This is a genomic window from Sphaerisporangium rufum (assembly GCF_016863395.1).
GTDB classification, from domain to species: domain Bacteria; phylum Actinomycetota; class Actinomycetes; order Streptosporangiales; family Streptosporangiaceae; genus Sphaerisporangium; species Sphaerisporangium rufum.
Genome location: NZ_BOOU01000122.1, coordinates 1 through 9,917, shown reverse-complemented (window position 1 = coordinate 9,917; position 9,917 = coordinate 1). Strand labels below are relative to the sequence as shown.

Genomic DNA, 9,917 nt, shown 5'->3' with positions numbered 1-9,917 from the left:
CACCCCGCTGAGGCCGCCGAACAGGAAGGTCACCAGGAAGCCCACCGCGAACATCATCGCCGGCGCGAAGACCAGCCTGCCGCGCCACATCGTGCCGACCCAGTTGAAGAACTTCACCCCGGTGGGCACCGCGATGAGGAACGACATGAAGGAGAAGAACGGCAGCAGCACCTGGCCGGTGACGAACATGTGGTGCGCCCACACCGCCATCGACAGCCCGGCGATGGCGATGGTCGCGCCGACCAGCCCGATGTACCCGAACACCGGCTTGCGGCTGAACACCGGCAGCACCTCGGTGATGATCCCGAAGAACGGCAGCGCGATGATGTACACCTCGGGGTGGCCGAAGAACCAGAACAGGTGCTGCCACAGGATGGGCCCGCCGTTCGCCGGATCGTAGATGTGCGCGCCGAGCCGCCGGTCGGCCTCCAGGGCCAGCAGCGCGGCGGCCAGCACCGGGAACGCCAGCAGCACCAGCAGGCTGGTCAGCAGGGTGTTCCACGTGAAGATCGGCATCCGGAACATCGTCATGCCCGGCGCCCGCATGGTGATGATCGTGGTGATGAAGTTGACCGCGCCCAGGATGGTGCCCAGGCCCGCCATCACCAGCCCCATGATCCACAGGTCGGCGCCGAAGCCGGGCGAGTAGGTCTGGTCCGACAGCGGGGTGTAGGCGGTCCAGCCGAACGACGGCGGCCCGCTGGCCAGCAGGAAACCGGCTGTCGCGATCAGCCCGCCGAGCAGGAACAGCCAGTAGCTGAACATGTTGAGCCGCGGGAAGGCCACGTCCGGCGCGCCGATCTGCAGCGGCATGATCGCGTTGGCGAACCCGGCGAACAGCGGGGTGGCGAACAGCAGCAGCATCACCGCACCGTGCATGGTGAACAGCTGGTTGTACTGCTCGTGGCTGACGAACTGCATCCCCGGCTGGGCCAGCTCGGCCCGGATGATCACCGCCATCACCCCGGCGGCCAGGAAGAACGCGAACGAGGTGACCAGGTAGAGGTTGCCGATCACCTTGTGATCGGTGGTCGTCGCCCAGGTCAGCAGGCGCATCCGCCGCCGCCCGGGCCGCCGGGCCGGTTCGGCGGCCCGTTCCCGGATCGCGGTCATCGCGCGGTCTCCGGACCGTCCATGAGCACCACCTCCGCGCGGTGGTATGTGGTCTCATGTCCGATTAGACCGGGTGAACCGTCCGGGCCGTCGCAAGCCCCGGCAAAGAAACCGGCCGGCTCCCGCGGGCCGGGCCACAACATGGGGGCGCCGGACCCGCCCGCGGATCTCCGCTCCGCGGCCCCCGCCGGGGTTCAGCGCCGGTGCCGCCGGGTGGCGGGGACCGGCCCGCCGCCGGTCACTGCTCGTACTCCTCCACCGCGTCCACCGGGCGCGGCGCGGCCAGGTCGGGGTCCTCGCCGTACTCGCGGCGGGCCCGGCGCTGGCGCAGCAGGTCCCAGCACTGGTCCAGCGCCGCCTCCAGCTCGCCGATCCGGGCGTGCTCGTCTTCCGATGACACCTCACCGGCCCCCAGCCGCGTCCGCAGCTCGTGCTCCTCGGCGATCAGCTTCTTCACCTTCGCGAGGATCTCCGCGTCCTGCATGACATCGCCTCCCAGGCGGCCGAACGTTCGATACGACCGCAGCCTACGGCGGGCGATGGACACCGCCGCCGCCAGGGGCGCCACCCCTGTTCCGCGGCGTCCGCCGCGCCCGCGCCTTGGCATCTGCTAACGTTTTGGTGTGCTGCGCGGTCTGCTGCTCCTTAGCTGCCGCGGCGAGGGCCTGTAACAGGCCGGCTCCCTCGCCGCGGAGCGCGCCATGCGTGTCGGCCACGACAGGGTTCACCCGGTGGCGACCTTTCCAGCCAGACCAGCTCAGGATCATGACGTCCTGACGCGCGTCGCCCCGGTTCCGATACCGATCAGGAGCACGCGAATGTATCCGCAGCAACAGCCCAGCCCCATGCCGGTCCACCGCTACCGGCCGTTCACCCCGGTCCGCCTGCCCGACCGCACCTGGCCGGACGCCGTCATCGAGCGCGCCCCGCAGTGGTGCGCGGTCGACCTGCGCGACGGCAACCAGGCGCTGATCGACCCGATGGACCCCGACCGCAAGCTGCGCATGTTCGAGCTGCTGGTACGGATGGGGTACAAGGAGATCGAGGTCGCCTTCCCGGCGGCGTCGCAGACCGACTACGACTTCGTCCGGCGGATCATCGAAGAGGACCGCATCCCGGACGACGTGATGATCCAGGTGCTGACCCAGGCCCGGCCGGAGCTGATCGAGCGCACCTTCGAGTCGCTGCGCGGCGCCCGGCAGGCCATCGTCCACCTGTACAACTCGACCTCCACCCTGCAGCGCCGGGTCGTCTTCGGCCAGGACAAGGAGGGCATCACCGCCATCGCGGTCGAGGGCGCCAAGCTGTGCCGCAAGCTGGCCGACCAGATGGGCGACACCGAGATCTTCTTCCAGTACTCCCCGGAGTCGTTCACCGGCACCGAGCTGGAGTACGCGGTCGAGGTGTGCAACGCCGTCAACGACGTCTGGCAGCCCACCCCGGACCGCAAGGTCATCGTCAACCTGCCGGCCACCGTCGAGATGGCCACCCCCAACGTCTACGCCGACCAGATCGAGTGGATGCACCGCAACCTGGCCTACCGCGACTCGATCGTGCTGTCGCTGCACCCGCACAACGACCGCGGCAGCGCGGTGGCCGCCGCCGAGCTGGGCTACCAGGCCGGCGCCGACCGCATCGAGGGCTGCCTGTTCGGCAACGGCGAGCGCACCGGCAACGTCTGCCTGGTCACCCTGGGCATGAACCTGTTCTCCCAGGGCATCGACCCCATGATCGACTTCTCGGACATCGACGAGATCCGCCGGGTCGCCGAGTACTGCACCCAGCTGCCGGTGCACCCGCGCCACCCCTACGGCGGCGAGCTGGTGTACACCGCCTTCTCCGGCTCCCACCAGGACGCCATCAACAAGGGCCTGACCGCCCTGGAGCGCGACGCCCTGGCCGCCGGCACCCCGGTCGCCGGGTTCGCCTGGGAGGTGCCGTACCTGCCGATCGACCCCAAGGACGTCGGCCGCAGCTACGAGGCCGTCATCCGGGTCAACAGCCAGTCCGGCAAGGGCGGCGTCGCCTACATCATGAAGGCCGAGCACGGCTTCGACCTGCCGCGCCGGCTGCAGATCGAGTTCTCCGGCGTCATCCAGGCCCGCACCGACGAGCAGGGCGGCGAGGTCACCGCGGCCGAGATGTGGGAGATCTTCCAGGACGAGTTCCTGCCCAACCCGGTCCGCCCCTGGGGCCGGTTCGGCCTGCTGGCGCACCGCAACGTCTCCCAGGTGGACGAGAAGGACGCCATCAGCGCCGACGTCCGGGTGGACGGGCAGATCCGCGAGATCGACGGCGTCGGCAACGGCCCGATCTCGGCGTTCGTCGACGCGCTGGGCAACGTGGGCGTCCAGGTGAAGGTGCTGGACTACACCGAGCACGCGATGAGCGCCGGCACCGACGCCCGGGCCGCCGCCTACGTCGAGTGCCAGGTGGGCGACCGCGTGCTGTGGGGCGTCGGTGTGGACGGCAACACCATCACCGCCTCGCTCAAGGCCGTGCTGTCCGCCGTCAACCGCGCCACCCGCTGACCCCGTCATCGCGATCACTTCACCGCCGTCACCGGCGATCCCGGTGCCGGCGGTGCCCCGCGCGAGGTGCTCGAAGGCGGCCGGACGGCGCTCTTCGATCACGCTCATCGGTGCCCCGCCCGCACCCGTCGATCACGGGACGGCGGGGGCCCGGGGCGGTACGGGTGTCGACACGATGAACGAGCTGTGCGTCTGCCCGTGCAGCAGGAACCGGTCCAGTACGGCCTCAAGGGCGTCGATGTCGGCCACGTGCACCTTGATCAGGAAACAGTCCTCGCCGGAGATCCGGTGGCACTCGCTGACCTGCGGCGTGCGCGCGGCCAGCTCGGCCACCTTCGGAACCTGACCGGGCCCGGGCCGGACGCGCACCCACGCGGCGACCGGCAGGCCGATCGCGGCCGGGTCGACGTCCAGGCGGTAGCCGCGGATCACTCCGGTCCGTTCCAGCCGGGCGAGCCGCTCCCGCACGGCGGGCGCCGACATCCCGACCCGCCGGGCCAGCGCGGCGACGCCGGCGCGCGGGTCGGCGCCCAGGGCGTCCAGCAGCCGCCGGTTGGTCTCGTCCAGTAGCCGCCTTCCGGCAGGAAGGTCCTCCGGGTCATCGGCCTTCTTTTCCGTCATGACCTCCGCCTCTCGCCCTTCGATCACGCATGGCGCTCCGGGCTGGTGCCTTCGAGAATAGGGGGATGACCAGCCCGCCGCCGAGTGACGGTTCCCGGTCCGCGACGGCGAAGGTCGCAGACCGGCTGCCACCGCACGTCTACTTCGTCGTCAGCGCCGTCTTCCACTATCTCGGGCCCGCGCTCGCGGTACTGCTGTTCGCCCGGATCGAGGTGCTCGGGGTCGCGTGGCTGCGCATCGCCACCGCCGCGCTGGTCCTCGTCCTGTGGCGCCGGCCCTGGCGCCTGTGGCGGCGCCTCGATCGGCCCACCCGCCGGCTGCTGGCCGGATGGGCTGCGGTGCTGGCGGCGATGAACAGCGTGTTCTACCTCGCCATCGACCGGCTACCGCTGGGCACCGTCGCCGCGATCGAGTTCGTGCCGGTCGTCGTGCTGGCCGCGTTCGCGGCCCGGACCGGGCGCAACGCCGCCGCGCTGGTGACCGCCGTGACCGGGGTGTACCTGCTCACCGACGTGCGGCTGGTGGCCGAGCCGCTCGGCATCGCCTTCGCCGTCGCCAACGCCCTGCTGTTCGCCCTCTACATCGTGCTCGGGCACCGCGTCGCCCGCGGCGAGCAGGTCTCCGGCGCCGACGCCCTCGCCCTTTCGATGCCGATCGCCGCGCTGGTCGCGCTGCCCCTCGGCGCCGGGCAGGCCGCGCCGGCCTTCGCCGACCCGGCCCTGCTGGCCGCCGCCGCGGGCGTGGGCATCTGCTCGTCCGTCATCCCCTACGTCAGCGACCAGCTCGCCATGGCCCGGCTGCCCCGGGCCACCTACGCGCTGATGGTCTCGCTGCTGCCCGCCACCGCCACGATCATCGGCGTCCTGGTGCTCACCCAGATCCCCACCGTCAAGGAGATCGCCGGCGTCGCCCTCGTCGTCACCGGGGTCGCGCTGCATCGGGAACGGCGGGAGACCGGCGCCCACCCGCAAAGGGAAGACGACGCGGCAGCGGACGGCACCGGACGCCCGGTGCCGGAGACCTCCTCCGCGCGTCCGCCCGTGGTCGCGCCCGACGGCGACCGGGGGAGCGGTTGAACCCGCTCTCGCCGGCGAGGAGACCGACCACCGGCCCGCCGCGCGATCGGCGCACCGCCGCCACCGCTGACCCCGGTGGCGGCGCGGCCCTGCCCGCGACCGTCCGGCCCAGCAATTTGATCTTCGATCCGGCGTCGACTACAAAGGTGAGCGTCGCTCGTCCGTGCCCGGAGGCCACCTGATCGCCTCCGGGCCCGACCGGAAGGACCGCCCGTGGCCGACCTCGACAAGCAGCGCCTGACCGACGCCAACCGCAAGGTCATCGAGTCGTTCCGGCGGAACGGCGGCCGGGTGCCCGGCTGGTTCCAGGACGGGGAGTCCCTGCTGCTGCTCACCACCGTCGGAGCCAGGTCCGGCCGGCCGCGCACCAGCCCGGTCATGTACCGGCGGGAGGAGGACCGGGTGCTGATCTTCGGCTCCTACGCCGGCGCCGACCGGCACCCGGACTGGTACCACAACCTGGTCAAGAACCCCGAGGTCACCGTGGAGATCGGCGACGGCACCACCATCGAGACCTACTCCGCCCGGGCCACGGTGCTCCAGGGCGAGGAACGGGACCGCGTCTACGCCGCGCAGGCCCGCGACATCCCGCAGTTCGCCGAGTACCAGACCAAGACCGACCGCATCATCCCGGTAGTCGCCCTGCACCGCACGACCGCCGACGAACGGGCATGACCCCGGCCGGCGGGCTTGGCGCGGCAGACGTGCCTGCTGGAAGCCCCGAGGCCCCTCGTCGGCGCAGGATTCACGGTGCCTGCACCACTCCCTGATCTTCGTCCGGCAGCGCTCGGGTGAGTCGTGCGGTCAGTGCGGGATCGGCGAGGATTCGAGCGGTCGCCCGCCATTCCACGATGACCCGGTGCAAGGTGGCAGGCACGTCCTGCGTGGCCGCATCGTGGCTGGTCTCCACCAGTTCCTGCACGAACTCACGGCATTCCTCGACGGACAGGTGCCGTATCCACGGGAAGACCGCCGGCAGGGCAGGCAGGATGGCACGGGTGTCCTGGTCGTTCGCGAGCAGTGCGGAGTGAATGCCGCCTTCCTGGGTCATTGCATCCCGCCGTCCTTGAGACTCCCGACAAAAGTGACCCATTCCGCGGGCGGTACCACCAGGGCCGGCCTGCCGGGTTCCTTGCTGTCGCGTAGCCCTCGCCGGCCGCCGCTCAGCTCGGCCACCTCGACGCATTCGCCGCCATCCGGACCCGAGTACGACGACTTGCGCCAGGTGACCCTCTGCAATTCCGCGGTCAACTTGTCCATCGCTTCCTCACCGACCGGTGGCGGTGCCACGGAATCCCGACCGCATCCGGCCGTCCTTGAGACTCCGGACAAAGGCGGTCCACTCGGCGGGCGGCATCACCAGGGCCCGCCTGCCGGGTTCCTTGCTGTCCCGCACCCCCCGCCGGCCGCCGCTCAGCTCGGCCACTTCGACGCAGTTGCCGCCGTCCGGACCGGACCAGGTGGACCGGTACCACCGTGCCGCCTGCAACTCGCGGGTCAGCTCGTCCATCGTTGCCGGATCTCCTTGATCAGTTTTATGGATTCACGTTGGGAGAGTGCCTCGGAACGGATCGCCTCGTACCGGAAGGTCAGCGCTCTGACGTCTTGGGCTCGTTCTGTCACTCGTCCCAAAATCCCGGCCGATTCCACATATGCGGCATCGGCCACCCCATCAGACTGAGCGATGACGAAGCCGCCCGCAAGGCCGGTGGTCGAGTATGCGCTGTAGGGCAGGATCTGAATGGTGATCCGAGGAGTCTCGGCCATCTTCAGAAGATGGTCGAGCTGCTCGACCATGACGGCGGGACTGCCGACCGGTCGGCGGAGAACCCCTTCGTCCAGGACGAACCAGAGGAGGGGAGGCTTGGGCCGCCGAAGAATGGACTGGCGTTCCATTCGAGTGGCGACCTGTTCCTCGACCTGCTCCGGAGTGACGCCCACCTCGCCACTCAAGATCGCCCGGGCGTACTCCTCGGTCTGGAGTAGACCGGGGACCATGAGCGGCTCCCAGGTGCGCAGTGCCTCGGCGGTGGCCTCGATGTCCAGCCAGGGGCGGAACCATTCCGGGGCGTTCTTGCGGCTGACCATCGGCCACAGGCGCATGAGCGCGCCCTCCGCCTGCAGGGCCTCGTCGCAGTGCCGGGCGAAGGCCTCTGACGGGGACCGCCGGGCCGTTTCGATCATGCTGATGGTGCCCACCGAGTAGGGCACCGCCCGCGACAGCCGCACCTGCGACCAGCCGCGCTCCTTGCGGATGCGGCGCAGCTCGAAGCCGAAGAGCGCGGTGGGCGATTCGGAGGGGAAGAGCTCACTTTCCTTGGGCATGGGGGCTCCCGTCGGCGCGTGCTCCCCGTTTCACCGGTGGTTTCAGTGAAACTGTTAATAACCTAGCGAAGTCGATCGACTACCGAATGTATCTGACGTCCGCGATGGTGGAGAGGCGATTCACGACGAAACTCGGATGGTGAAACATGGGGTCGACCGAACAGATCACCGGCGGGCCGGCGGTCTCTGGCGGCGTCCTGCTGCCCTGCGTGCGCGAGTCGGTGGCCCGCGCCCGGCTGGAGGTCCGCGGGTGGCTCGGCTCCACGCATCCGGTGGTCGACGACGCGGTGCTGGCGGCGTCGGAACTCGTCACCAATGCCGTGGTGCACTCGGCCGCCAAGCCGGACGACCTTCTCGAACTGACGGTCACCGCCGTGCGAGACCTGATCTACATAGCCGTCACGGATCCGGGATCCGTCGCCGACGAGCCGTGCGTCCGGCCTGACCAGGATGGCGAGCACGGCCGCGGCCTGCTCATCGTCCAGCACGTGTCGCTCGGCTGGGGCGTCCGCGACCACTCCCGCACCGGCCGCCGCACCGTCTGGTGCGCCCTCTCCTTCCCGGCACCTCTATCAGGCCCATGACGATCTCCAGCGCGTCGCCCAGGCTCTGGATCGGGCAAGGCGGTCTCGCCGGTTCGCAAGCATGGCGTCCTGCCATCCGAAGCGTGCTGCAACTTAACTTTAGTTTCTGAGATGGCAACTGCGAAAACTAAAGTCAATTAGGAAAGCTTGGCTCATGGACCAGTCACGTGAGCCGCATCCACGTCGCAGGCGCCGGAGTCGTACGCGCCTACTCCCGCACCGGCCAGTTTGTCACCAAAGGTCCGACCAGCTCTTCAGCTGAGTAGCGACCAGCATCTCAGGAACCCTGCGGCGAACGTGTCACTGGCAGGCGGGTTGTGCCATGCTGGGCTGGTGGTCGGTGCAGCTCGAAGTCCGTTGGGAAGGGTGGTCGCCCGGCGCGCGGAGTCCGCCGTCGCCGCCGCCCTGGGTGATACCCGGGTCGTGCTGGTGAACGGAGCGCGGCAGAGCGGGAAGAGCACGCTGGTGCGGTTGCTCGCGAAGGGAGGGGAAGCCGAGTGGCGCAACCTCGACACCCCCGCCGACCGCCAGGCCGCCCTCACCGATCCGGCGGGGTTCGTCGCCTTTCCGGAGCTCATGGTGATCGACGAGATCCAGCGGGTGCCCGACCTGCTGTTGGCGATCAAGGAGCAGGTGGACGGTGATCCGCGGCCGGGAAGGTTCCTGCTCACCGGTTCCGCCCGGGTGCTCGGCCTGCGATCCCTCCCGGACGCGTTGCCCGGTCGGATGGAGACCATCGAGCTCTGGCCGTTCTCCCAAGGGGAGATCGATGATGCGCCGGACGGCTTCGTGGATGCGATCTTCGCGTCCGGTCCGGATCTTCGCCATGCTTCCGAGATCGGCCGGCACGAGTACGCCGAGCGCGTCACCCGGGGCGGTTTCCCCGAGGCGGTCGCCCGGACGGACGTCCGGCGGCGGGAGCGCTTCCTGGACTCCTACGTGGCCGACCTGATCGCTCGGGACGTGAGCCGGCTGAGCGAGATCGAGCGAACGGCCGAGATGCGAGCCTTGGTGCGGTTGGTCGCCGCCCGGTCGGGGCAACTCCTGGTGGCCAACAGCATGAGCAGCGATCTTCGGCTCTCCGCCGCCACCGTGCACCGCTATCTGGCGCTGCTGGACGAGGTGTTCCTCACCAAGCGCGTTCCGGCCTGGTCCCGCAACATCAGCAGTCGAGCCGTCGGCACGCCGAAGATCGCGTTCGTGGACTCGGGAGTGGCCGCGAACCTGCTGGGTGCCGATGCCCGCAGCCTGCTGCGGCCGGGTGGACCGTTCGGCCCGCTGCTGGAGGGTTTCGTTCTGATGGAGCTGGCCCGCCAGCTGACCTGGTCGCGGGAACGGGTGGATCTGTACCATTACCGGACCAAGGACCAGGTAGAGGTGGACGCGGTGCTGGAGAACCGCCGGGGCCAGGTCGTCGGTATCGAGGTGAAGGCGTCGTCGACCGTCCGCCCGGACGACTTCCGCGGGCTGCGCCACCTGGCCGAACGGGTGGCGGACGATTTCCTGGTCGGGGTCGTCCTCTACACCGGCACGCAGACCCTGCCGTTCGGTGACCGCATGCGAGCCGTCCCGGTCAGCGCGCTCTGGCAGACGCCGCCACCGGACGGCCACCGATGAGCCGGATGGGCGGCGGGGCGTGCGGATCCGCCGAAGGCAGGCGCTCGGTA

At 69.9% G+C, this 9,917-nt stretch carries 12 protein-coding genes; 5 read left to right on the top strand and 7 right to left on the bottom strand.

The features are described 5' to 3' along the window. Together Sru01_RS34720 and Sru01_RS34715 are read right to left on the bottom strand one after the other, a co-directional pair. Window positions 1-1,113, bottom strand: a 1,113-nt coding sequence (locus Sru01_RS34720; protein WP_203995041.1) for a cytochrome c oxidase subunit I, incomplete at its 3' end; no start/stop codon positions are given. Between the two features lie 238 nt (window positions 1,114-1,351). Beyond that, complete coding sequence (locus Sru01_RS34715) at window positions 1,352-1,597, bottom strand: DUF2630 family protein (protein WP_203995036.1); 246 nt, start codon at window positions 1,595-1,597, stop codon at window positions 1,352-1,354. Window positions 1,598-1,931: 334 nt separating this feature from the next. Here Sru01_RS34715 and leuA point away from each other — a divergent pair, with 334 nt between their 5' ends. Further along, window positions 1,932-3,644: a 2-isopropylmalate synthase gene (gene leuA, locus Sru01_RS34710; RefSeq protein WP_203995033.1), complete on the top strand. Its 1,713-nt coding sequence runs from the start codon at window positions 1,932-1,934 to the stop codon at window positions 3,642-3,644. A 132-nt stretch (window positions 3,645-3,776) separates the two neighbouring features. Here leuA and Sru01_RS34705 read toward each other — a convergent pair whose 3' ends face one another. Beyond that, a complete protein-coding gene (locus tag Sru01_RS34705; protein WP_203995026.1) occupies window positions 3,777-4,265 on the bottom strand; it encodes an Lrp/AsnC family transcriptional regulator in 489 nt (162 codons plus the stop codon). A gap of 65 nt (window positions 4,266-4,330) precedes the next feature. Here Sru01_RS34705 and Sru01_RS34700 point away from each other — a divergent pair, with 65 nt between their 5' ends. Together Sru01_RS34700 and Sru01_RS34695 are read left to right on the top strand one after the other, a co-directional pair. Then, window positions 4,331-5,341, top strand: coding sequence for an EamA family transporter (locus Sru01_RS34700; protein ID WP_203995025.1), 1,011 nt, complete (start codon window positions 4,331-4,333; stop codon window positions 5,339-5,341). 213 nt (window positions 5,342-5,554) lie between these two features. Beyond that, window positions 5,555-6,016: a nitroreductase family deazaflavin-dependent oxidoreductase gene (locus tag Sru01_RS34695; protein WP_203995024.1), complete on the top strand. Its 462-nt coding sequence runs from the start codon at window positions 5,555-5,557 to the stop codon at window positions 6,014-6,016. A gap of 70 nt (window positions 6,017-6,086) precedes the next feature. On the opposite strand, the gene Sru01_RS34690 is transcribed toward Sru01_RS34695, so the two are convergent. Genes Sru01_RS34690 through Sru01_RS34675 form a run of 4 tightly spaced genes read right to left on the bottom strand, consistent with a single transcriptional unit; the run spans window position 6,087 to window position 7,666 of the window. After that, a complete protein-coding gene (locus Sru01_RS34690; protein WP_203995022.1) occupies window positions 6,087-6,392 on the bottom strand; it encodes a hypothetical protein in 306 nt (101 codons plus the stop codon). After that, the gene (locus Sru01_RS34685) at window positions 6,389-6,601 is read right to left on the bottom strand and encodes a DUF397 domain-containing protein (RefSeq protein WP_203995021.1); all 213 of its coding nucleotides are present in this window, start codon (window positions 6,599-6,601) and stop codon (window positions 6,389-6,391) included. Before Sru01_RS34685 ends, Sru01_RS34690 begins: the two co-directional genes overlap by 4 nt. Window positions 6,602-6,608: 7 nt before the next feature. Beyond that, entirely contained in the window at window positions 6,609-6,851 is a 243-nt protein-coding gene (locus tag Sru01_RS34680; RefSeq protein WP_203995019.1) for a DUF397 domain-containing protein, read from the bottom strand. Beyond that, window positions 6,839-7,666 (bottom strand): helix-turn-helix domain-containing protein, encoded by an 828-nt coding sequence (locus Sru01_RS34675; protein ID WP_203995018.1) that lies wholly within the window; start codon window positions 7,664-7,666, stop codon window positions 6,839-6,841. Before Sru01_RS34675 ends, Sru01_RS34680 begins: the two co-directional genes overlap by 13 nt. A 146-nt stretch (window positions 7,667-7,812) precedes the next feature. On the opposite strand from Sru01_RS34675, the gene Sru01_RS34670 reads away from it, so the two are divergent. Both Sru01_RS34670 and Sru01_RS34665 read left to right on the top strand, forming a co-directional pair. Continuing rightward, window positions 7,813-8,250, top strand: a complete 438-nt coding sequence (locus Sru01_RS34670) for an ATP-binding protein (RefSeq protein ID WP_203995016.1) — start codon at window positions 7,813-7,815, stop codon at window positions 8,248-8,250. A 366-nt stretch (window positions 8,251-8,616) separates the two neighbouring features. Beyond that, window positions 8,617-9,867, top strand: coding sequence for an ATP-binding protein (locus tag Sru01_RS34665; RefSeq protein ID WP_239138072.1), 1,251 nt, complete (start codon window positions 8,617-8,619; stop codon window positions 9,865-9,867). Window positions 9,868-9,917: the final 50 nt, after the last annotated feature.

Excerpts from the sequence above, each read along its gene's own strand:
- Sru01_RS34715 (WP_203995036.1), bottom strand. The coding sequence starts at position 1,597 with ATGCAGGACGCGGAGATCCTCGCGAAGGTGAAGAAGCTGATCGCCGAG.
- Sru01_RS34705 (WP_203995026.1), bottom strand. The coding sequence starts at position 4,265 with ATGACGGAAAAGAAGGCCGATGACCCGGAGGACCTTCCTGCCGGAAGG.
- Sru01_RS34675 (WP_203995018.1), bottom strand. The coding sequence starts at position 7,666 with ATGCCCAAGGAAAGTGAGCTCTTCCCCTCCGAATCGCCCACCGCGCTC.
- leuA (WP_203995033.1), top strand. The coding sequence starts at position 1,932 with ATGTATCCGCAGCAACAGCCCAGCCCCATGCCGGTCCACCGCTACCGG.
- Sru01_RS34690 (WP_203995022.1), bottom strand. The coding sequence starts at position 6,392 with ATGACCCAGGAAGGCGGCATTCACTCCGCACTGCTCGCGAACGACCAG.
- Sru01_RS34700 (WP_203995025.1), top strand. The coding sequence starts at position 4,331 with ATGACCAGCCCGCCGCCGAGTGACGGTTCCCGGTCCGCGACGGCGAAG.
- Sru01_RS34680 (WP_203995019.1), bottom strand. The coding sequence starts at position 6,851 with ATGGACGAGCTGACCCGCGAGTTGCAGGCGGCACGGTGGTACCGGTCC.
- Sru01_RS34685 (WP_203995021.1), bottom strand. The coding sequence starts at position 6,601 with ATGGACAAGTTGACCGCGGAATTGCAGAGGGTCACCTGGCGCAAGTCG.
- Sru01_RS34670 (WP_203995016.1), top strand. The coding sequence starts at position 7,813 with ATGGGGTCGACCGAACAGATCACCGGCGGGCCGGCGGTCTCTGGCGGC.